The sequence below is a fragment of the Haloarcula vallismortis ATCC 29715 genome (assembly GCF_000337775.1).
Lineage (GTDB): Archaea > Halobacteriota > Halobacteria > Halobacteriales > Haloarculaceae > Haloarcula > Haloarcula vallismortis.
In genome coordinates this window covers 202,227-223,487 of record NZ_AOLQ01000065.1, presented here as the reverse complement: position 1 = coordinate 223,487, position 21,261 = coordinate 202,227, and the positions used below count along the sequence as shown (strand labels likewise).

Annotated in this window: 23 protein-coding genes; 11 read left to right on the top strand and 12 right to left on the bottom strand. The window is 64.7% G+C overall.

Annotated elements, in window-relative coordinates; translation table 11 throughout:
- Positions 1–462: a PH domain-containing protein gene (locus C437_RS16075; protein ID WP_004518049.1), complete on the top strand. Its 462-nt coding sequence runs from the start codon at positions 1–3 to the stop codon at positions 460–462.
- A complete protein-coding gene (locus tag C437_RS16070; RefSeq protein WP_004518048.1) occupies positions 459–2,144 on the top strand; it encodes a PH domain-containing protein in 1,686 nt (561 codons plus the stop codon). The genes C437_RS16075 and C437_RS16070 overlap by 4 nt, the downstream gene beginning before the upstream one ends.
- Here the strand turns inward: C437_RS16070 and C437_RS16065 are convergent, their stop codons facing one another.
- Positions 2,145–4,886, bottom strand: coding sequence for an AAA domain-containing protein (locus tag C437_RS16065; RefSeq protein ID WP_004518047.1), 2,742 nt, complete (start codon positions 4,884–4,886; stop codon positions 2,145–2,147).
- Positions 4,887–4,955: 69 nt separating this feature from the next.
- Entirely contained in the window at positions 4,956–5,351 is a 396-nt protein-coding gene (locus C437_RS16060) for a DUF2237 family protein (RefSeq protein ID WP_004518046.1), read from the bottom strand.
- A gap of 141 nt (positions 5,352–5,492) precedes the next feature.
- Here C437_RS16060 and C437_RS16055 point away from each other — a divergent pair, with 141 nt between their 5' ends.
- Positions 5,493–6,038 (top strand): hypothetical protein, encoded by a 546-nt coding sequence (locus C437_RS16055; RefSeq protein WP_004518045.1) that lies wholly within the window; start codon positions 5,493–5,495, stop codon positions 6,036–6,038.
- A 55-nt stretch (positions 6,039–6,093) separates the two neighbouring features.
- Positions 6,094–6,414, top strand: coding sequence for a hypothetical protein (locus C437_RS16050; protein WP_241431697.1), 321 nt, complete (start codon positions 6,094–6,096; stop codon positions 6,412–6,414).
- On the opposite strand, the gene C437_RS16045 is transcribed toward C437_RS16050, so the two are convergent.
- Complete coding sequence (locus C437_RS16045) at positions 6,411–6,638, bottom strand: ribbon-helix-helix domain-containing protein (RefSeq protein WP_004518043.1); 228 nt, start codon at positions 6,636–6,638, stop codon at positions 6,411–6,413. The genes C437_RS16050 and C437_RS16045 overlap by 4 nt on opposite strands.
- A gap of 74 nt (positions 6,639–6,712) precedes the next feature.
- Between C437_RS16045 and C437_RS16040 the strand changes: the two genes are divergently transcribed.
- The 3 genes from C437_RS16040 to C437_RS16030 are packed head-to-tail and all read left to right on the top strand — an operon-like array spanning position 6,713 to position 10,632.
- Positions 6,713–8,062, top strand: a complete 1,350-nt coding sequence (locus C437_RS16040) for an MFS transporter (RefSeq protein WP_004518042.1) — start codon at positions 6,713–6,715, stop codon at positions 8,060–8,062.
- 53 nt (positions 8,063–8,115) lie between these two features.
- Positions 8,116–8,802 carry a glycosyltransferase gene (locus C437_RS16035; RefSeq protein ID WP_004518041.1) on the top strand — a complete coding sequence of 229 codons (687 nt, stop codon included), beginning with the start codon at positions 8,116–8,118 and terminating at the stop codon, positions 8,800–8,802.
- 42 nt (positions 8,803–8,844) lie between these two features.
- Positions 8,845–10,632 (top strand): ArnT family glycosyltransferase, encoded by a 1,788-nt coding sequence (locus C437_RS16030; RefSeq protein WP_004518040.1) that lies wholly within the window; start codon positions 8,845–8,847, stop codon positions 10,630–10,632.
- Positions 10,633–10,664: 32 nt separating this feature from the next.
- On the opposite strand, the gene C437_RS16025 is transcribed toward C437_RS16030, so the two are convergent.
- The 4 genes from C437_RS16025 to C437_RS16010 are packed head-to-tail and all read right to left on the bottom strand — an operon-like array spanning position 10,665 to position 13,597.
- Positions 10,665–11,687: a lysylphosphatidylglycerol synthase transmembrane domain-containing protein gene (locus C437_RS16025; RefSeq protein WP_004518039.1), complete on the bottom strand. Its 1,023-nt coding sequence runs from the start codon at positions 11,685–11,687 to the stop codon at positions 10,665–10,667.
- On the bottom strand, positions 11,684–12,541 hold the full coding sequence (locus tag C437_RS16020) for a polysaccharide deacetylase family protein (protein ID WP_004518038.1): 858 nt from the start codon (positions 12,539–12,541) through the stop codon (positions 11,684–11,686). The genes C437_RS16025 and C437_RS16020 overlap by 4 nt, the downstream gene beginning before the upstream one ends.
- Positions 12,534–12,920, bottom strand: coding sequence for a DUF2304 domain-containing protein (locus C437_RS16015; protein ID WP_004518037.1), 387 nt, complete (start codon positions 12,918–12,920; stop codon positions 12,534–12,536). Before C437_RS16015 ends, C437_RS16020 begins: the two co-directional genes overlap by 8 nt.
- Before the next feature lie 2 nt (positions 12,921–12,922).
- Positions 12,923–13,597, bottom strand: a complete 675-nt coding sequence (locus C437_RS16010) for a glycosyltransferase family 2 protein (protein ID WP_004518036.1) — start codon at positions 13,595–13,597, stop codon at positions 12,923–12,925.
- Positions 13,598–13,783: 186 nt separating this feature from the next.
- Here C437_RS16010 and C437_RS16005 point away from each other — a divergent pair, with 186 nt between their 5' ends.
- The 3 genes from C437_RS16005 to C437_RS15995 all read left to right on the top strand — a co-directional run bounded on the left by C437_RS16005 (position 13,784) and on the right by C437_RS15995 (position 16,310).
- On the top strand, positions 13,784–14,206 hold the full coding sequence (locus C437_RS16005) for a cobalamin B12-binding domain-containing protein (protein ID WP_004518035.1): 423 nt from the start codon (positions 13,784–13,786) through the stop codon (positions 14,204–14,206).
- The gene (meaB, locus tag C437_RS16000) at positions 14,203–15,261 is read left to right on the top strand and encodes a methylmalonyl Co-A mutase-associated GTPase MeaB (RefSeq protein WP_004518034.1); all 1,059 of its coding nucleotides are present in this window, start codon (positions 14,203–14,205) and stop codon (positions 15,259–15,261) included. The genes C437_RS16005 and meaB overlap by 4 nt, the downstream gene beginning before the upstream one ends.
- Positions 15,262–15,368: 107 nt before the next feature.
- Positions 15,369–16,310: an alpha/beta fold hydrolase gene (locus tag C437_RS15995; protein WP_004518033.1), complete on the top strand. Its 942-nt coding sequence runs from the start codon at positions 15,369–15,371 to the stop codon at positions 16,308–16,310.
- Between the two features lie 3 nt (positions 16,311–16,313).
- Here the strand turns inward: C437_RS15995 and C437_RS15990 are convergent, their stop codons facing one another.
- The 5 genes from C437_RS15990 to C437_RS15970 form a co-directional block, all read right to left on the bottom strand.
- Positions 16,314–16,700, bottom strand: a complete 387-nt coding sequence (locus C437_RS15990; RefSeq protein ID WP_004518032.1) for a Zn-ribbon domain-containing OB-fold protein — start codon at positions 16,698–16,700, stop codon at positions 16,314–16,316.
- Positions 16,697–17,863 carry a thiolase domain-containing protein gene (locus tag C437_RS15985; protein ID WP_004518031.1) on the bottom strand — a complete coding sequence of 389 codons (1,167 nt, stop codon included), beginning with the start codon at positions 17,861–17,863 and terminating at the stop codon, positions 16,697–16,699. The genes C437_RS15990 and C437_RS15985 overlap by 4 nt, the downstream gene beginning before the upstream one ends.
- A gap of 155 nt (positions 17,864–18,018) precedes the next feature.
- Positions 18,019–18,216: a DUF5800 family protein gene (locus tag C437_RS15980; protein ID WP_004518030.1), complete on the bottom strand. Its 198-nt coding sequence runs from the start codon at positions 18,214–18,216 to the stop codon at positions 18,019–18,021.
- Between the two features lie 106 nt (positions 18,217–18,322).
- The gene (gene gfcR / locus C437_RS15975; protein ID WP_004518029.1) at positions 18,323–18,961 is read right to left on the bottom strand and encodes a transcriptional regulator GfcR; all 639 of its coding nucleotides are present in this window, start codon (positions 18,959–18,961) and stop codon (positions 18,323–18,325) included.
- Positions 18,962–19,294: 333 nt separating this feature from the next.
- Positions 19,295–20,170: a hypothetical protein gene (locus tag C437_RS15970; protein WP_049919857.1), complete on the bottom strand. Its 876-nt coding sequence runs from the start codon at positions 20,168–20,170 to the stop codon at positions 19,295–19,297.
- A gap of 59 nt (positions 20,171–20,229) precedes the next feature.
- Here C437_RS15970 and C437_RS15965 point away from each other — a divergent pair, with 59 nt between their 5' ends.
- Positions 20,230–21,219: an aldo/keto reductase gene (locus C437_RS15965; protein ID WP_004518027.1), complete on the top strand. Its 990-nt coding sequence runs from the start codon at positions 20,230–20,232 to the stop codon at positions 21,217–21,219.
- Positions 21,220–21,261: the final 42 nt, after the last annotated feature.

Here is a 21,261-nt window from a genome sequence, read left to right as displayed (position 1 = left end):
ATGGAGTCGCTCCACCCGCGAGTGAGACTGCTGTGGGTCCTGTCGACGATCATCCAGGCGTCGGTGCTCGGAGTCATCGCCTATCTCGTCGACCGCTTTGCGGTCTCACTGCCACAGTGGGCCATCGTCGTCGGCTGGGTCGTACTCGTGTTTCTGGGTGTCGCTCACGCTATCGCCGCCCACCGAATCTGGCGCTTTGACCTGCAGGACGACGCGCTCTTTCTCCTCCGTGGCGTCGTGACCCGGACTGACACGTCCGTCCCGTACGTCCGCGTCCAGCACGTCGACACCACGCGTGGCCCGGTAGAGCGCGCCATCGGGCTGGCGAGCGTCGTCGTCTACACCGCCGGGACCCGCGGCGCGGACATCACGATTCCCGGACTGCGACCCGAACGAGCAACCGAACTGCGCGAGCAGCTCCGCGACCTCGCGAAGGAAAGCGAGGCCACGGACGCGGTATGAACCGGCTCCACCCGCGAAGTGCGGTCCTGCGTGTCGCCCGAGCGGCGCTTCAGGGCGGCTTCTTCGGCTTTTTCGGGGGCTCACTCGGGACCGGGATGTTCGGACTGCCGGCGTTCGCGGTTCCGCTGCTTGGCCTGCTCGGTGCACTGACCTTCAGCGGCTACGCACTGGCGCGCTATCTCCGCTTTCGCTACGAACTTGACGGGGACACGCTCACCGTCGAATCCGGTGTCTTCGCCAGACAGTCGCGTCAGATTCCGCTTGGCCGCGTCCAGAACCTCGATGTAGAGCAGAACATCCTCAACCGCCTGCTCGGTCTCGCAATCGTCCGCTTTGAAACAGCCGGTGGCAGCGCGACAGAAGCCACGCTGGACGCGGTCGACGAGGCCGAGGTCAAACGCCTGCGGAACTACGTGCGGACCCATGACCGAGACGAGGCCGCCGAGACGCAAACGGCCACCGCCGATGCGGTGTCGGAGACTGCGACATCCGGCCATCCGGCCCACGCCGACCGTCCCGGCGTGACAGGTCCCACGCCGACACACACCGGCGACGCACAGACGCCGGGTGATTTCGGTGACTCGGCTTCGACCCCGGACACAGTGGAGCGCGACCAGCCGGACGGGTCGCTGTTGTTCGCGTTCGACCAGCGTGAACTTCTGACGTACGCACTTGTCTCCGTTCGGCCGGCCGCACCCGTCCTGACGCTCGCGTCGCTCCCGCTGGGGATGGACATCGTCTGGTCCGTGCTGCGGTTCAATGCTGGTCTCGTCGGGGCGTCGCTGGGTGGCCCGGTGATACGGTGGCTACTTGGGTCGCCCGAAACCACACGGCTCGTTGTCTTTGCTGCACTCTCTGTCGTCCAGTTCCTCCTGCTCGCACTGGTCGTCAGCGTGGCCCTGACAGTTATCGAGTACTACGGCTTCCAGCTCACGCAGGCTGACGGCGACCTCCGGTACGAGCGAGGGCTGTTGCGCCGCTATAGCGGTAACATCCCGCTGGAGAAGGTCCAGACAGTCACTATCCGCGAAAACGTCCTGATGCGGCAGTTCGGCTACGCGACGCTGGCCGTCGAGACGGCCGGCTACAGCGGCGGAAGCCAGCAGTCCACGCAAGGTGTCGCCGTGCCTCTTGCACCCCGCGAAGAGGTGTACGAGCTGGCCCGTGATATCGAGCCGTTCGGCGACCTCGACTTCGACCGGTCACCGAAACGCGCCCGGCGGCGGTATCTCGCCCGCTTCTCGCTGGCGGCGGCCGGCCTCACCACGGTCGCCTACGCCCTCGACTCGCTAGTGCTTGAGACTGGCTACTGGTGGCTTGTGGCCCTTCTGTTTCTCACCGTTGTGCCCGCGGCCCATCTTCGCTGGCGACACCGCGGGTACGACCTGAGCGAGGACGTGCTGGCGACCCGGAGCGGGTTCTGGCGGCGGACGACGCGAATCGTTCCGTACTACCGGCTCCAGACAGTGTTCGTCACCCGCTCGCCGTTCCAGCGCCGCCGCGACCTGGCGACCGTCGGAGCTGACACGGCGAGTTCGTCGAGCCTGCTCGGCGGCGTCGCTCGGGTGTACGATATCGACGAGGACACCGCAACAGAACTCAGAGACGCGCTGCGAGAACGCCTCACTGCACACGTTTCGGGGCTACGGACGAACGACAGGGCCGGCGACGCGGACGCGTAGTCAGCCCCGCGCCCACTCGACCATCCGGCCGTACACCTCGTCGGTCGCCAGCGCGTCGCCGTCGCCGACGAGGACGAGCGCCTTCTTCGCCCGCGTGAGTGCGACGTTGATGCGCCGATAATCCTCGAAGATGGGGCTATCGAGGTTCCCAGTGGCGACGAAGGAGATGACGATGACCTCCTTGCTCGACCCCTGGAAGCGGTCGACCGTGTCGACAGTCACGTCCGGGAGCCGTTTCGATATCTCCGCAACCTGCGCGCGGTACGGCGCGATGACGCCGATGTCCTCAGCCGGAACTCCGGCGGACCGGTACGACGCGACGAGTTCGGCGATGCGGTCGGCCTCCGTCGGGTTCGTGTTCCCGATCTGACTCCCGTTCGGGTCGACAAACGCCACGCGGTCTCGGAGTCCTTCGGGCAAGGACGCCGTCGAGACGCCATCGAGGTCGTTTAGCCGCTGGGCGGCCACCTCGCCCGTCGCGGGCCGCAGTTGTCCGTCGTAGAACTCCCGCGAGGCGAAGGCCTGGATGTGCTGGGCCATCCGGTACTGGCGGTCAAGCATTACGCCTGCATCGGGGTGGGCGTCGATGAGCCGCTCGAACAGCGAGGTCGACAGCGTCTCGTCCTCGGACTGGACTACGGGCGGGAGCTGCTGGTGGTCACCGACCAGCACGAACCGGTCGGCCAGCGTCGTCGCGGCCAGCGTCCCCGGCTCGGTCAGTTGGCCGGCCTCGTCGACGACCGCCACGTCGAATTCTTGTGTCTGGAGCGTGCTCCCGCCGCAGGTGGCCGTCGTCGCCGCGACGACCTGGGCGTTCTGGAGCCGGCTCGCGCACTCGCCGGGGTCGCCGCTGGTCTCCAGCCGGTACTTTTGCATGTCCTCGCGGACGCCGCTTTCGGTCCCGACGCGGACGATGTCTGTGAAGCCCTGATCTTCCAGCGCCTCCAACAAATTGTCGACGGCGCGGTTGGTAAAGGCCGAGAGCAGGACCCGGTCACCACGGGCGACTAAGGCCCGGACCATCCGCGCCAGCGTGTACGTTTTTCCGGTCCCCGGCGGGCCGTGGACTAGGGCGAAGTCCGCCGCACCGACGGCCAACTGGACCGCCTCGTTCTGGGCATCGTTGTTGTCGATGAACGTCTCCTCGACCGGATTGAATTCCGGTTCGCGCCGCCCGAACAGCACGTCTTTTCGCTCGGGCGACTGGAGGAGCACGGCGTCGTGGAGCGCGTTCTGCAGCCGGTCAGTCGTCAGCTCGGAGGGGTACACGTCCAGGCGACGGAGGTCCAGCGGCTCGTCGGCCGTGACGACGATTTCCTCGCCAAGACGTTCGACGCGAGCCAGCTCTGCGTTACCGGTCACCGGGTCGCCATCGCTGGCCAGTACAAGATTCCCCTCGCGAATCTTCGAAACAGACCCCGTACCGGTCGCGCGGAGTTCCCAGCGGCCGCCGTCGAGTTCCCGTCGACCGGTCGGCTCGAGGTCGATGAGTGCGCGGTCGTTGTCGGCCCGCTCCTCTGGCGTCTGTTCCCAGAGCTTCGCGTACTCGCGGTGGACGGCCCGGCGCTCGGCCTCGATGGCCGTGTAGAACTGCTCGAAGTAGTCCAGTTCCTCGTCGGGCACTGCTCGACCGACCGTTCCCGCCTTCGATTCCTGGTCGAGGCGGCCGGAGACGGCCATGCAGGTGTCCTGCTCGAAGCAGTACTCGCATTTCGCGTTGGCCTCGTAGCCCGTCGGCACGCCCGAGCCGTACTCCATCGCCGCAATCGCGTTCCGGGTCCGGACGACGTAGTTCAACAGCCCGCTCCCGATGGAGAACTCCTTGGCCGGCGAGAGATCGCCGCTCTCCTCGTTACGGTCGACGGCAGCGTTCTTGGTATAGAGGAGCGTGCCGGTGTCCGGGGCCGCGTCGACGGCGCTGCCAGCGCCGGCCGTGCGCTCGCCGAGCATCAGCGCGTACGCCGTGGCCTGGATCTTGTCCTGAAACCGGGGCTCCCGCTTGGTGTTCTTGCCGGTCTTGAGTTCGACGGGCATCCCGCGCCGGACGGCGTCGGCCCGCCCCTTCATGCCGAACCGCTCGGAGATGAGCGTCATCTCGGAGCGCCATTCGCTCTCCGCGGGACTGAAGTCCCGCTCCGAGTTGTCAGCGGCTGTCGTCGCTCCATCTGTCTCGGTCAGCGTCCCCTGCTGTAGCCATCCTTGAATCGCCGATGCGTGATCGCGCACGTCGCCGGCCACTTCGCCGGCCTCCCGGCCGAGCAGCCCGATGTCAAGCCCCGCGGCGTCGACCTGTTCTTCGATGGCGGTGTCGAGGTCCCGACCCCGAAGCAGGTCGCCGAACACCTCGTGGACGACGGTCCCTTTCACCAGCGGGTAGGCATGCTCCGCGCCATCGAGTTTCCGGAGGTAGTACATCCGCGGGCACTGTACCCACGCCCGGATGTCGGTCACGTCGACGAGGAAATCCGGCTGGACGACGAGTGTGGCGTCGCCACCGACGGAGTACTGCTGTTCGCCCTGGTACTCCCGCTCGTCGGGATTGTAGACAGCAATTTCCATCCCCGTCTCGATGACTTGAGCGTTCTCGGTCCACTTCCCCCAGAGCGTCACCGTCGTCGGCTCGCCGGCCCCGCGGTCGGGGCGTATCGTCACCTCACAGAGCTCGCTCTCGCCGTACTGGGTGTTCACCGTCTTCGGCTCCTCGACGTCGACGACGACGCCGCGAACGCGGTCCGCGCTCATCGCTTGGCCCTCCCCTGTTGCACGGCCCAAGCGACGGGGCAGCCCCGCAAAAGCCGTTCGCGCCGCAACTCACTCACTGGCTGTGTCGGCATTAGTCTCAGTATCAGCAGCGTACTGCTTCAGCGTCTCCAGCGACACGTCTTCGAGGACGTCCTCGCTCGTCGCTTCGAGATTCACCGGCGGGGCGTGCCCGGCCTCGTGGGCCTCTATCCAGCGCGGGACGCAGACACACCAGCTGTCACCGGGGTCGAGGCCCGGAAAGTTCAGCTCCGGCCGCGGCGTCACGAGGTCGTTGCCCTGTGCCTTGCTGTACTCCAGAAATTCGGCGGTCATCACCGCACAGATTTCGTGCCGCCCCGGGTCGCGCTGGAGCGGGTAACAGTAGCCGTCGCGCATGAACCCTGTTTCCGGGTCCATCGAACAGAGGGCCAGCTCCCCGCCGAGGACGTTGCGCTCGTTTTCCATACCACGTCTGGCTGTTCCGTGGAGTAAAGCCGTTCGGCTGTAAGGCTGGCTTCCTGATTGTCACGCGGCTATCATCAGCTGCCGCTGTGCCACTCAGGACCGATGGGTTCATTCTGGCCCAGTCCGAACAAGAGACTGACAATGCGCGTTCGCGACTGGCAGGACATTCTCGAAGACGTGATGGAGAGCAATGCCAATCCGGGGGACTGGCGTGCCGTCGGGGGCGACCGCGCGAACGGAATCGGCGAGGACATCTACTTCGGTCACCCCGACGCCGGCGTCTACCAGCTCAAGACCTACGCGAAGAACCCCTTCGAGGTACAGGGCGTCGGGTCGCAGGTGGCCCGCCGCATCGACGACGACATCGACCCGCTGTTTCCCAACGACGGCTCGGGCATCTTCGGCGTCCAGCAGGGACCGGAGGACGAGGACGACGCCAAGGAGAAGGCGAAGAACCTCGAAACGGTGCTCGAAACCCACGCGGACGCACCGACGTCGCCGCAAGCGCTGCTTGAGGATATGATGGATGCGATGGACTCCCCGGCCTACGGCCCGATGGAGTTCGACCACCACGACCGCCCCGACCAGATGACCGAACTCACCGAGACGTTCGAGGAGGCGGAGGAGCTACTTGATGCGGAGTTCGAGGATGTCATCGAGGAAGACGTAGAACGGGGCTTTTACTGATGGCCGAATCGACAGACGCTGTCCGGCTTGGGGGCCGCTGATGGTCGGTCCCTCGATGACAGACGCCGACCGAAAACGGTTTCTCAGATACACACAGGTCGGGTTCGCGCTCCTCATCGGTGGGTCGATGGGACTGGTGACGTTGTACGGCGGTGCCGAACTGTTGGTTGTCATCGGCGTTTTTGCCGGCGGCACTGCTGTCGGCGGCGGCCTCGCGTGGTACCTTATCCCAGAGAGCATCGCAGAGACCCCATACGAGTCGGTCGACAGAGGTCCGAAACCCGGGGCAAAAATGAAGCAACGTCGACAGGAAAACGACGGCTCCGGACAGCGGGCAACCGAGGACGACGGCCGACTCTCACAGAACCGCGACTAGAGGAAGTCGTCCTGCATTGCCGGGTCCTGCTGTTCGGAGGCCGTCTGGTCGAAAATCTCTTCATCGAGTGTCTCGGTCTCTTCCGTCGTGGTATTATATGCCGAAATCCCTCGCTTCAGGAGGTCTTCGACGGCCTGGTCGCGGTTGAGGAACTCGCCCTGTTCGACGAGTCGCTGGATATCCGAGTCCACCTGGTCCGGGAGTGACACCTTGATCTTGCTCACACTTGCCGCCTATACTGTTCGGACATAAAAACCCACCCCTGATTTTGGGAGGGTTCAGAGAGGCGCACGCGTGGATGCGCAGAACCGTCACACACTTGCCGGCGGCCGACACGAACCAGAGTGTGAACGCGAACGACCGAGCGATCACCGCGCTGGTCATGCTCGCACACGGCCTGGTCCACACGTACGAGATGGCGGTCCCGATATTTGTCGTCATCTGGCTCACCGAGTTCGACCTCATCAACCTCGGCGTCGCACAGTTCGACGTGACGACGGCGACCGTCGGCGTCATCGTGACGCTGGGCTATGGCCTGTTCGGAGCCGGCGCGCTCCCGGGCGGTATCGTCGTCGACCGAATCGGCTCCCGGCGGCTCATCACGGGCTGTCTGCTCGGCATGGGCAGTTCCTACATCCTGCTGGGACTGGCTCCGAGCATGGTCGTCATCGCGCTGGCGCTTGTCCTCTGGGGCCTCTCTGCCAGCGTCTACCACCCGGCCGGGCTCTCGCTCATCAGCAAAGGCGTCGAACAGCGCGGGACCGGACTGGCCTACCACGGTGTCGCCGGCAACCTCGGCATCGGCCTCGGCCCGCTCGTCGCCGCGATTCTCCTACTGGTCGCCGAGTGGCGGACGGTCGCACTCGTGCTTGGCGTCCCTGCGTTGCTCGCCGCCGTTTATGCCTCGCGGGCGAGCTTCGACGAGACGGCGGCGGTGACGACCGCGACCGACGGGGGCTCGAAAGCCAGCAGCGGCATCGACTCGCTCGGGGAGTTTTTCACGGAGAGCAAACACCTACTGGCTGGGAGCTTCCTGCTCGTGTTCGTCGTCGTCATGTGCTCGGGGCTGTACTACCGCGGCGTCCTCACCTTCCTTCCGGAACTGCTTCGGAGCCTGCCGGGCTTCGAACCCATCCCGATTGAGAGCCTGTTACCCCCCAACGTCCTGTCGGCGCTCGGTATCGAGGCCGGGACGGGGCAGACGCTCAAGCCACAGGACTACTTCTACGCCGGCCTGTTGCTCATCGGCGTTCTCGGCCAGTACGCCGGGGGCAAACTAAGCGACCGTATCCCCGTCGAGTACGGCATCGCCGGCTCGTTCCTCGTGCTTGCGCTCCTTGCGGTCCTGTTCGTCCCGGTGTCGGGGATGGGCTTCGGGCCGCTAGCGGTGCTTGGTGCGCTACTGGGCGTTGCCCTCTTTGTCGTCCAGCCGATGTATCAGGCCGCAGTCGCGGAGTACACGCCCGCCGGAACGCGCGGCCTGTCGTACGGCTTCACGTATCTGGGTGTGTTCGGGGTTGGCGCGCTCGGCGGTGGTCTCGCGGGGTCGATTCTGGCCTTTGCGAACGCGACGGCGCTGTTCGGGACGCTCGCCGGCATCGCCCTCGTCGCCGTCCTCGCGGGGACTGTCCTCGCGCGGCGTTCGTGACAGGCCGGCGCATCGCTTGCTATTTCTGTCTGTGCGGTGTACCTGACTCTCAGATGGACGCCGCAGTCATCGTCCCGGCCTACAACGAGGCGGAGTCGCTTGCCCGCTGTCTCGCTCCCTTCGAGTCACAGCCAGTGGAACTGGTCGTCGTGGTCGGCGGCGACGACGGGACAGAACAGGTGGCCCGCGAGACGCCCTTCGTCGACACCGTCGTTCGGTGTGACGAGGGCGGGGCGGGGCTCGCCAGGAACCGCGGAGCAGCGGCCGCGGAAGCCCCGATTCTGCTGTTTACCGACGCCGACACTGTCGTTCCAGACGACTGGGTTCGCCTGCATCTCAGGCACTACACCGACGACAATGTAGTGGGGGTCGGTGGCCCCGCACGTCCACTCGAAGACAGCCGCAAACACCGCGTGCTGTTCAAACTGCTGTCGGACTACTGGTACCGGGTGTCCTGGCCGCTGGGCTTCGTCCAGCAACCGGGCTTCAACTGTAGCTTCCGGGCCGAGGCGTTCGAGGCCGCGGGGGGCTTCGACGAAGACATCCCGTTCATGGAGGACACGGAGCTCTCCCTGCGGATGAAAGACTACGGCCGAATCGTCTACGACGCCGACTCCTGTGTCGATACATCTGCTCGCAGAGAGGCCGACGAGGGATATGTCTCACTGTTCGCGAAGTACGTCCGTGGCTACGTGAACCATTACATCCTCCGTCGGGAGTTCGATGCCGACTACTTCTGAGAAGGGCAACCTTTTCAACGCACACCCCGGAGCGATGACAGGATGAGTGGCTGGCGGTCACTGCCCCGACGTGCTGTCGAACAGGTACGGGCTGACGTTCGAGAGGACCCGTATCTCCGGTATATTCTGCTTGTATCGACGGTCATGGTCGGGTTCTGGTTCTGGCACCGAATTCCGAACTTCGCGACCCGCGACGAGTACAGCCGCTTGCTAGACGCGATGGTCACCTACGGCGCTGTCCTCGAAGACCCGAGCTTCGAAGGCCTCAAAGCCGGCGTGGAGTGGGGCCGGGCTCCCTTCGGCGCGACGCTGTACCTCTACGGGCTGGCTATCCTCCCTGTCGTGCTCGTCGCCGTGGTCACTGGCGACGGAGGCGCGTTCACGTCACTGCCATTTCCGGGCTGGGAGTTCGGACACTACGAGGTCTGGGCCGCCACGCCAGAGTGGATCTGGACCTGGAGCCTCATCGCTATCCGCCTGACGAACGTCGTCGCCGCACTCTGTGCCGTCTACCTCACATATCGCCTCGGCGTCATAATTGAGGGACGGAACGCCGGCCGACTGTCGGCTGTCGTGCTCTCGCTGACGTTTGGCTTCCTTACTATTTCGAAGGAGGCCGGCGAGGATATGCCGGCACTAGTGTTCGTCCTCCTCACGCTGTACCTGTTAGTCCGGTATCTCCGGACGGACGACAGCACACTGTTTCTGGCGGCTAGCGCCGCCGGCGGCGTCGCTATCGCGTTCAAGCTGACGGCCGCGCCGGTTATACTGCTTATCGGCGTTGCCTTCCTGCTGCGTGCCCATGCTGCTGATGCGCCGCTGACAAAGACGCTGTACCGGCCGAAACTCCTGCTGGGTGGCGCGTTACTCGGGTTCGCGATGATCGTCCTCGGGTTCCCAACCGCGCTTGTGGCGGGGCCCGAGCCGTTCATCCAGCGGGTGTTCGGCGGTTCGACCTCGCGGATGAGCCATCCGACGGGACCCGATGCCCCGATGTGGTGGTGGTTTCTCCGGGGCTACTTCAGTGCGCTGGGGCTGCCGCTGTTCGCCGCGGCCGTGGCCAGCGTCGTGGCATCCGTCGCCACGTTGCGCGACCGCGGTTCCGCATTCCACGGCACTGTCCTCGTCTTGACTGGACTGGTGGCCTACGTCGCGATGTTCTCCCAGTGGCACGACTTCCGTGTGCATCACCTCCTGCCGACGTTCCCGCTCATCGCCGTACTCGTTGGCGGGCGACTGGTGCAACTCCGCGAGCGCTCGTCGTCGCTGGCCCGGCCGGTAATGGCTGTTCTGTTGGTCACAACGGCGGTCTACGCCGGTGTCGGGACGGCGCAGTTCGCATCCATGCCCCGGGACGAAGCGACGGCGTGGCTGGAGGACAACAGTGACGACGGCGACGTGGTGGAGACGTACCGCGTCCACATTCAGGACACCGCAATCCCGCACTCGCTGACCGCCCGACACGTCGCCGGTCAGGACTCGGCGGCCGAAGAAGCGATGGCGTGCCCGCGATACATCCAGATCGGCTACCGGGACCTCCTGTATCTCAAGGAGGACACCTACTACCGGAACGGCGACGCACAGGCTGCCTACCTCCGTGGCCTCCTGAACGAGGAGTCTAACTACGAAATCGTCGCCGAGTTCGGGGAGCGACCGACGAACTTCGTCCCTCAGCGACCGACGCCCGGCTCGTTCACCGACCTGCTCAGGCTCGGGATCGTTCCGCATACGGACCAGTTCGCCGACGAGCAGGAACTCGCAGCGAACCAGTACACGCTCATTCTGGAACGCGACGGCGAGTGCGACCCGGACCGTCACCCGCCGTTCTGAATCCCTGTTCGGGTCTGCCAGTTTCCGGCTGGCTACTCCGCCGTCAACGACGAGAGGTCAAGCTGAACGGAGGGATACCAGCCCGCAAGCGACGGCAGATAGATGCCGAGGAACCGGTCGACGAAGATGATGGGGATGATGACCTCTGCCGGGATGCCAAGCGCGACGAACACCGCCGTCGCCGTCGCCTCGGTGACACCGATGCCACCGGGCGTCAGCGGGAGGAGCGTCACCGTGTACGCAACGAGGAGATACAGCGGCAACGCAACCAGTGGTTCGAACGCCACGCCGAAACTCCCCAGCAACAGGCCGACGCGGACGCCGGGAGCGAGGACGAGGTCGACGGTCCAGCCGACCGCGTAGCGGAGCCATACTGCCGGCTCACTCACGAGCGTTCGAAACGTCGTGGTCGAGCTGTCGGTAAATTCGAGCAGGCCGTCGAGGCGCGACGCGAGCCCCTCGCCGATGCGTGGAATCCGGACGGCCGCCCCGGACAGCCAGTCGATGAGCCGGTCCAGATAGGCGAGGTTGAGGCCGCCAAACAGTATGGCGAGGCCGGCCACAAGGTAGAGACTCGTCGCGAGCGCCAACAGCAGGAGGAGTTCGACCCGCAGGAGTGGAATCGCCAACAGAAGACCTGCTGTGGCCGCGACGCCGTAGTAGAGCGCAAAGATACTGGTGTGCAGTGCCGACGCGGCCGCGGCGTCGCTGTAGGCCATCCCGGTCTGGCTCCGGAGGACGAACGGTGCGGCCAGCCGCCCGGAGAGTCGAGAAGGGAGCAGCTGATTGACGAAGTTCACGATGAGCGTCGTCCCGGCGGCGGTCCGGAACCGGACGGGTGCAAGCGGGGTGATAACCGCGTACCACGAGTACACGCGGCCACAGATACCGAGGGTGCTGACGGCAATAATCGCAAGTGCTGTCTCGATGTTAACGTCCGCGAGCAGGCCGACTGCTCTCCTGATATCGAACTGTGTGAGCAGCCACGCCACCGCCGCGACGGCGAGAGCGTACTGGGCGACCGTGATGGCAAGGTCACGGACGCGGTTCGTCACGCCGTCTCGCCCCTGTGTCGCTGTGTCGCGGCTGTTTCGCCGTCCTCAAGCACCGCCCGCGCGGTCGTGAACTCGAAGTCCTGCTGCAGAATCCGCTCGACGGCCCGGCGCATCCAGTCGCCGGTCCTGACGTACACCCGCGTCGGCACCCCCTCGACAGCCGGCAGGTCCACCAGTTCCCACGGGTGGACGTACAGCATCGGCGTGATACCCCGGCGGGCCAGCAACTTCATGCCCAAAATTGTGTAGCGCGGGCCGAAAAACCGGAGCCAGGTCCCGGTGAGGGGCAGCTGTAGCCCCGGCATGACGCTCGCCGGGAACTCGGTAATAGTGTCCGGCGCGTTCGGGTGTACCGTCGACGCCGCAACCGGCTCGTGAACGTCGTGCTCGCCGCCGTACCACCCCGGAATCGACCGGCTGGAGACCACGCTGGAGTCGTACGTGTACCCGATATCGGCAAGCAGACCGAAGTGGTCGTCGGTGATGTCGAAGGCGGGTGCGCGGAACCCGGACACGCGTTCGTCCGTGACTCGCTCCAGCATGTTCTTCGACCTAGACAACTCCTCTCGTCGCCCCTCGCTATCGAGGGCAGAGAGCAACTGGTGAGTGTGCGTGTGGGAGGCGATTTCCAGTCCCGAATCGGCGAGCGCCCGCACGGCGTCGGGATGAGACTCGGCGACTGCCGACACGACGAACGCGGTCGCCGTGGCGTCGTACTCCGCGAGTGTCTCCCTGAAAAACCGGCCGCCGTCGAGGCCGACGCCGTCGCGGTCGGTCGTCCCCGAGGCGCTCCGGTAGGCCGGTGTCTGGGTGAACAGTTCGAAGTCTATCGACAGCACCGCCCGGTCAGTCATCCTGCTCGTCCTCGGTCTGTAGCTGGTGTTCCTCCAGTTCGCTCCGCAAGAGGCTCAGCTCCTCGTTCAGCCGCGACAGCCGGTCGTACATATGCCCGATTCGGTTGAGCAGGTACGTCACCGCGACGAACAGCGTCAGGTTCGAGATAACGAGGATGGCCCGGGCTTTCCACTCCAGGCCCAGCAGCCGCGCCACCACCTCGAAGACGTTGGGGACGATGGCGACGACGATGAGCCCCGCCCCGAGCAGTAGCGACATCACAAACAGCTCCAGCGATTCGCGTTCGCTTCTGACGATGATGTACCCGTTCGCGAGGAACGCCAGGCCGACGGCCAGCGACAGGAGATTGACCAGTGAGTAATCGAATCCAAAAACCATGATTAGCGAAAGAGGAGGACGCGAAACACGGTGTCAGTCATGCGGAGCGGGTAGAGCACGAGCGTATCGAGGCTGAACTGCGACTCGCCCTCGTCCCGAATCGGCATCTCGATCGATACTTCTTCGATGCGCTGGCCGCGCTGGGCCGCCTCAAGCGTCTGTTCGACCGCCCAGTGGTTGTCCGAGCGGTGGAGGATATCCTGTAGCGCGGAGACGCGGTAGACGCGGAAGCCACTGGTCACGTCGGTGATGTCGATACCGCCGAGTTTGCGAACGACGGTCGTGAAGAACGTGATGCCCAGCCGCCTGATGAGCGGGTAGTCGTCGATGCTCTCGTTCAGGTAGCGGCTGCCGATGACCATGTCCGCGTCCTCGGCGTGTTCGAGCAGGGTCGGAATCTTTGCCGGGTCGTGTTGCCCGTCGGCGTCGACCTGGACGACGAAGTCGTAGTCGTGCCGGATGGCGTACTGGTAGCCCGTCCTGACGGCCCCGCCGACACCGGTGTTAAAGACGTGTGTGACGACGTGTGCGCCGTGCTCCCGGGCGATAGCCGCGGTACCGTCTGACGACCCATCATCGACGACGACGACTTCGTCAACGTAGCGGCTCGTCCCATCGACCACCGACCCGATGGTGCTCGACTCGTTGTACGCAGGGATGACGGCGACTGTTCGCACTGGTGGAAACGCCGCCGGCGGCGAACTTAGAATTGTCGTTCCGTGAACTCGTCTTGACGTGGTTCACTCGCTCGCGCTCTACCGAGTACGGTCGGGCAAACCGACCGCAGTGGCGGTTGCTGGTAAATAACATGGTTCATCATGAACATGGTAAGAATGAAAACACGCCGCGCGGTACGTACTGCCATGAGTGTCGAGCAGGAGCAGACGGAACGGACCATCAGGTGTCTGGTGGCGAAAGTTGGACTCGACGGTCACGACCGGGGCGCACACGTCATCGCGCGGGCGCTCCGTGACGCCGGCTTCGAAGTGATTTACTCAGGGCTCCATCGAGCGCCCGACGAAGTCGTGCAAGCCGCCGTCCAGGAGGACGTTGACGTCGTCGGCATCTCCATTCTCTCGGGGGCACACAACACGCTCGTCCCGAAGATTCTCGACGGGCTGAAAGAGTACGACGCCTTCGACGACCGGCTCATCCTCGTCGGCGGCATCGTCCCGGACGACGATCAGGACGAACTCCGCGGGCAAGGTGTCGACGAGATATTCGGCCCAGGTGCGTCGATGGAGGAGATGATCGACTACATCCACGAGAACGCGCCCGAGCGATGAGCGACCTCGTCGCTGACCTGCTCGCGGGCAAGCACAGTGCCCTCGCCAGAGTCATCACACAGATCGAGAACCGCTCGCCGGGGTACCGGGAGGTGATCTCTGACCTCCACCAACACACCGGGACAGCTGACGTTATCGGCGTCACCGGGAGTCCCGGCGCGGGCAAGTCCACGCTGGTCGATAAGGTCGCAGCGACCTACCGCGAGCAGGACCAGACTGTCGGTGTCATCGCTATCGACCCGTCCTCGCCGTTCTCCGGCGGCGCAGTGCTCGGCGACCGGATACGGATGGCCTCGAACGCGGGCGACATGGACATGTTCTTCCGGTCGATGTCCGCCCGTGGCTCGCTGGGCGGGCTGTCGACGGCAACGACCGACGCCGTGACCGCGCTGGACGCCTTCGGCAAGGACAAGATCATCGTCGAGACGGTCGGTGCGGGCCAAAACGAGGTCGACATCGTTCGCACGGCCGACACCGTCGCCGTGCTCGTCCCGCCGGGCAGTGGCGACGACGTGCAGATGCTCAAGGCCGGTATCCTCGAAATCGGCGACGTGTTCGTGGTCAACAAGGCCGACCTCGACGGGGCCGACCGGACGGTCCAGCAGCTCCGGGAGATGCTCCAGGGCCGGAGTGGACGCCCGGACGCCGGCCATCACGGCGCGACAGAACTCGCCGGGGACCACGGTGACGCACACGCCGGCGATTCCGATGACGGGGACGACGAGCCGGAGACGTGGGACCCGCCAATCGTCGAGACGGTCGCCAACCGGGGCGAGGGAGTCGAAGACTTCCTGAACGCGCTGGCCGACCACGGGGACTATCTGGACCGGACCGGCCGCCGAGAGGGGCAGGCACGGGAGCGATTCGCCGCCGAAATCCGAACCCTGCTTCGGGAGGACGCCAACGAGCTACTGGTCGAGGAACTCGACCGCCGCGGCGGCATCGAACAGTACGTCGACGCCGTCATCGAGCGCCACACTGACCCGTACACCGTCGTCGATGAAGTCCTCACGCCGCTTCGTGAGTGTGTCGACCAGCGGCGTGACGAGAGCTGAGTTCGGGACTGTCGCGTCCCCGGAACTCCGTCTGCCCGGGCCGATAGCGACAGCCATCTAACAATCTTCCAGCATGTATAACATACTCCGGGTTCCAAGTTAGCAGTATGAAACTCCGCAAGGCGTTCGGTGCGGTCGTCGGAGCGGTCGGCGCGACAGCCGCTGCCAACCGCGTGCTGCAGTCACGAGCCGGCGCGTTCGAACCGATGCTCGACGGTGAACAGGGGACGTACCGCTGGCGCGGGTTCGATATCGCGTACACTGAGGCTGGCGACCCCGCAGACCCGGACCTCGTGCTGTTCCACGGCATCAACGCCGCTGCCAGCAGCCACGAGTTCCACACGGTGTTCGACGCGCTGGCTGAGGACTACCACGTTATCGCGCCGGACCTGCCGGGCTTCGGGCACACGGACCGGCCGCCGCTGCTGTACTCAGCGTCGCTGTACACGGCGTTCGTCCGTGACTTCATCGAGGACACCACCACCGACGCGACCGTCGTCGCGTCGTCGCTGACCGGAGCCTACGCCGCCAGCGCGGCCCAGGAGGTGGCGGTCAAAGAACTCGTCCTCATCTGCCCGACGGATACCTCGATGGGCAACCGTACTGTCTGGCTCCGTTCGCTGCTGCGCGCCCCCGTCGTCGGCGAGGCCATCTACAACCTCACCGTCTCGAAACCCTCCATCCGCCACTTCCACGCCGACCACGGCTACTACGATATGGACAACCTCACTGAGGCAGTCGTCGACTACGAGTGGCAAAGCGGTCATCAGCCCGGCGCGCGGTTCGCGCCGGCATCGTTCGTCTCCGGCTTCCTCGACCCCGAAGACGACCTCGGCGAAACACTGGCCAGCCTCGACGTGCCCGTAACGCTGGTGTGGGGTGAGGACGCCGACATCACACCGCTGTCGAAGGGTCGCGACATCGCCGACAAGGCGGACGCGATGCTCGTCGTGTTCGGTGACTCGCTGCTCCTGCCCCACGTCGAACACCCCGGGGAGTTCGTCGACGTGGTCCGCGACAGAGTAACGTCGGTAACGGTCGAGAACTAAGCGCTAACGCGGCCGGAACACGACGGCCCTGTCGCCGGTCGTCACGCGCTCGCCGACGTCGAGACCGACCACGTCGCCGATGGCGACGTCGTCCGGGTCCACGTCACGGACAAGTCCCGTAACCGAAACCGGGCCGAAATCGGCGATAGCGGTGACGTACGGCGCGTCGTCTTCGAACTGCGGCGTGGGGACCGTGATCGTCGTGTGACTCGCGATTTCGCCGGATTCCGGTAGGTCGACCGCCGAGAGGTCCTGGTCGTGACAGCGCGGACATACCCGCCGGGGCGGGAGCCAGCCGTGGCCGTTGGAACATTCGAGGTAGTAGCCCTCACCCGATTCGATGCTGTCGAGCCACTCGTCGTACTCGCCGTCTTGTGCGGATTCCGTCATTCTTGTACCTCCATCACGTGGACGGTCGTAGACGCGACCGTGCCGCCCGCGTTGTGTGCGACGCCGACGGTGCTGTCCGGGACAGCATCGGCCCGCGGATGCGACCCGTCCAGAAGCCAGGCGACCGTTGCCAGCTGTGCGACGCCGGTCGCGCCGACCGGGTGGCCCTTGGCTTTCAGCCCGCCCGAGAGATTTATCGGGCGGTCGCCGTCGCGGGTCGTCTCGCCGTCCCGGGCCGCGGCGATACCCTCCCCACGCTCATAGAAGCCAAGCGATTCGATTGCGAACACTTCGGCGATCGTGAAACAGTCGTGGACTTCGGCGAAATCGACATCGTCGGGGCCGACGCCAGCGTCGTCGTATGCCTCTTCGGCGGCCTTGTCGGCGGCTGGCGTCTGTGCCAGATGCGGGCGGTCCTGTAACGCGAGATTGTCGCCGCCCTGACCAGTCCCGGTGATTGCGACCGGTGCATCGAGGTCGTGCTCCTCGGCGTAGGCTTCCGTCGTCAGGACAGCGGCCGCAGCGCCGTCCGTAATCGGGCAGGAATCGTACAGACCGAGCGGGGTCGCAATCGTCGGCGCTTCCAGCGCGTCCTCGACCGTGATCTCCTGTTGAATCTGTGCGTGTTCGTTGACCAAGGCGTGTTCGTGGTTCTTGACGGCGATGTGAGCGAGGTCCTCGTGGGAGCCGCCGTACTGGTCGAAGTACGACCGGGCCATCAGCGCGTACGCCCCGGGGAACGTCATCCCAGCGCGGACCTCATAGAGGTCGTCGGCGGCGATAGCGAGCGCGTCCGTCGCGGCTGCGGTCCCGATGTTAGTCATCCGCTCCGCGCCGCCGACGACGACGACCTCCGCCTCGCCGTTCCGAATCGTCTTGACGGCCTCACGAACGGCTGTACCGGCGGATGCACAGGCCGCTTCGACGCGAGTCGCTGGAACGTCCAGCCCGATGGCCTCGGCCATCAGCGGCCCCTGATGGCCCTGATGTTCCGCGAGCTCTCCCATGAAGTTGCCGTAATAGAGTGCTTCAGCGTCCTCCGGATCTATTCCAGCCTGCGATAGCGCTTCGAGTCCCGCCTCGGCGAACAGGTCTCGGCCGGTCCGTTCGGGGTGTTTCCCGAACTTTGTCACGCTGGCCCCGGCGATACGTGGGTCTGACATTATCACCCAGTGTGCGCTGACGGCTTAAATGCCTACTGCTCGGATGCTTAATTAGCGCATATTCGCCTGTTTAAACGCCTACAAACAGGATATTGGTTTTCAGCAGGGATTAATTCTCACAACGGAATTGCAGCCTTCGAGGGAACTACTTCACGTCAGTTCACGATTTCGGCGATGCGCTGTGGCTCGCCCGACAGCGCCGGTTCCGGTTCGACCATCTGCAACACCTCGTGATCGGTTACGTTCGGATACGACTTCTGGATAGCATCCTCGATGAGGGCTTTTTCGAGGCGGAACTCTGTCCCCTCGTAGACGACATCCACGCCCTGTTCGTCAAACGATAGTACAGTCATACCGCGAAGTACGCACGGCACGAATAAAAGGATAGTCTCTCGGGCGGCCACTCCAATCCGGTGACTGCTCGGGGAAACACGCGTTCAGAGCGGTTAGACAGGACAGTTACGAGTCGCCGTCGCTCCCGACTCGGATAACCTGCAGCAGAGAGTACACTGGGACACCGCGGATGTCGCCGACGCCACGCTTGTCAGCCAGCACGACGCAGGCCACGGGGTTGCCGCCCTGCTCGTGGATCGCGTCGATGGTCTCGCCCATCGTCTTCCCACTCGTGATAGTGTCGTCGACGACGTAGCAGTCGCGGTTCCGAATCTGCGCGAAGTTACGGGAGAACGAGCCGTCGCTCGTCTCACTCTCGTCGTCGTCCCACTGGTGTTTGGTCGGTGCGTACGTCCCGAGGTCGGTTTCCAGTTCCCGAGCAACAGTCGTCGCGAGCGGCGCACCGGCCTTCTCGATGCCGATAGTGAGGTCCACGTCGTCGCCTTTTTTCGACAGGAGGTCCGCCATCGCCGCTCCCGCGTGGTACAGCCGGTTGCTGTCACGCCCAACGGCGGACCAGTCGACGTGGATGTCGTGGGGGCCGCTGTCGTCGCTCGTGTCCGGTTCCGTCCCGGTGCCGCTGCGTTCGACAAGCCAACTCGCTGTCTCCCGGGAGACGTTGAGCTCGTCAGCGATTTCGCCCTTAGAGAGGCCACGCTGTGCCAGGTCGGACGCGCTGTCGACGAGGTCGTCGATGTTCTTCATACCACCATCTCCGTGTGCGAGGATTTAATAGGCAGTGTTCTACAGCCACCGGAATCTATTTACAACAGCAGTTGTACTATTCTTGTGGCTGGGTACGTTTCCCCTGCAATCCGGGACTATGTGAGGCCGCTGTTCGGTCGCCATCGTTCCCACCACCCGACCCGGCCGACGCCAACTGTCTGCCACGCAGCATGGTTGTCCACGAGACCGCACGCACCAGCGGTCCAGGCGGGGCTTCTCCCCCCGTTCGTCGTCCGGTGTCGCTTAATTCGAACCCCGAGAGCGTCCCGAATGCCGGATAGCCGGTGGGTCGCCGGCTTTGAGTGACCGGTTTCAGGTGTCGTTCACTTCAAACGTGTAGAGTCGCTGCTCGCAGGTCGGACAGACCAGCGTCTCATCGGGGTCTTGACGCGGTCCAAGGTGGCCGCCACAACACGACACCGACGACGACTCGACCAGTTCGGCGTCACAGACCGGACACCTGTCGAGAAATATTCGGAACGCTTCCGCGCCAGCGACTCTGACCCGGTCGTCGTCGAGACGCTCGCCGAGGGTCTCGTAGGCTGCGAGTTCGGCGACGACCACCGGACGGGGGAGGAGCTGCTTGTGGTCCGAGCCGAGAGCGACCCACTCCGTGTCGTCGACGTACGGTTCCGCATCGTCAACGCTCGGGAGCGATTCCTCCAGCGCCGCGGCGAGGGCGTCAAGCGAGTCGCTGGCCAACTCGTCCATCCGCTCGTGCCACGCTGCGTCTACAGCCGTCGTGAGAAACAGTTGCTCCCCCTCGACTTCGATGACGCCGGCTGCCGAGAGCTCCCGGAAGACGGTTTCGCCGTCAATCTCTACGTCGTCGGCCAGCGATTCGTTTTCCCGGCGAGTCGTGTCTTCCCGGGACGTGTCTCTGTCTGGTGGCTCCCCGTGGAACCACTCGTCAGGGACCGGTGACGCCGCCACCAGCCGCGGGGCAAATCTGGGCGTGTACGGGACCAGATACCCTCGGAGATAGACCGCTGTGACACCGACAGTGGCGACCAGTAGGCTCGACCGCGGACGGTTGCGCCCGCGCAGGAACACGGCAAGCGCTCCAACGAGGCCGAGATTCAGTACCGTGCATGGCCAGCATCTGTTCGCTCCGGTGTGTGACTCGTCACGGAGGGCTTCAACTGGCTCCATCGGACTCGGACCCTGCGGTGGTGATTCCCGGCTCACGTTCGGACAACGGTACGCAGTCCCAAAATTCTTTAACAACAGCTGTGGTATGAGGTGTCATGAGCGATTCGCCGGTGACATACACCACGCTCGGGTCGACAGGGCTCGACGTGTCCGAACTCTGTCTCGGGACGATGAACTTCGGGAGCGCCGAGCCGTGGATGTTAAACGACGAGGCCGAAAGCCGCCGGATACTCGAACAAGCACTCGATCTTGGCATCAACTTCTTCGACACGGCCAACGCGTACTCGAACGGCGAAAGCGAGCGAATACTGGGTGACGCCATCGACTCCGCTCGCCGCAGCGAACTGGTTCTGGCCTCGAAGGTGTACTTCGATATGCACGACGGACCAAACGGCAGCGGGCTTTCGAAGAAACACATCATCGACCAGTGCCACGCCACGCTGGACCGCCTCGGCGTCGACTATCTCGACCTCTACCAGATTCACCGGTGGGATGACGACACGCCCATCGAAGAGACACTGGACGCGCTGACGTATCTTGTCGACGAGGGGCTGGTACGCTATATCGGCGCAAGTACGATGGCCAACTGGCAGTTCCAGAAGGCGCTGTACACCGCGGACATCGAAGGGTACGAGCGGTTCGTCTCGATGCAGCCGGAGTACAACGCCGTCGACCGCCACGAGGAGGCGAACCTTCTGCCGGTGTGTGAGATGGAAGGGGTCGGCGTCATTCCGTGGTCGCCGCTGGCCGGCGGCTTTCTGGCCGGGAAGTACGAGCGCGATGGCGACCCATCTGAGGGCCGCGCGAGTTCGGACGAGTACACCGCAAACCGGTTCAGCGACGAAAACTGGGCGGTCCTCGACGAGATACGAGCGATCGCCGACGCGAAGGGCGCAACGCCGGCACAGGTCAGCCTCGCGTGGCTCTGCCACCAGGAGGTCGTTGACTCACCCATCATCGGTCCGCGGACGATGGACCAGCTTGAGGAGAACGTCGGCGCGCTCGACGTCGACCTGACCGACGAGGAGTGCGCCCGAATCGAGGCCCCGAAACACCCACAGTGGCCCGTCGAGGGCAAAGACTGACTCATGATCTCGATGGATAACCATGCACGTTAACTGCGTACT